The sequence below is a fragment of the Oceanimonas marisflavi genome (assembly GCF_003049725.1).
GTDB classification, from domain to species: Bacteria; Pseudomonadota; Gammaproteobacteria; order Enterobacterales; family Aeromonadaceae; genus Oceanimonas; species Oceanimonas marisflavi.
Map to the genome: position 1 here is coordinate 1 of NZ_QAGM01000084.1, position 255 is coordinate 255.

The window sequence follows — 255 nt, forward strand, 5'->3', positions numbered from 1 at the left end:
TACCAGTGGCGAAGGCGGCCCCCTGGCCAAAGACTGACGCTCAGGTGCGAAAGCGTGGGGAGCAAACAGGATTAGATACCCTGGTAGTCCACGCCGTAAACGATGTCAACTTGAAGTCTGTGCCGTTAGAGCGCGGGTTTCGGAGCTAACGCGTTAAGTTGACCGCCTGGGGAGTACGGCCGCAAGGTTAAAACTCAAATGAATTGACGGGGGCCCGCACAAGCGGTGGAGCATGTGGTTTAATTCGATGCAACG

1 rRNA gene is annotated in these 255 nt (G+C 56.1%); it reads left to right on the forward strand.

Annotation, left to right across the window (positions count from 1 at the left end):
* A 16S ribosomal RNA gene (locus DA373_RS16190) occupies positions 1–255 on the forward strand; the annotation flags it as partial.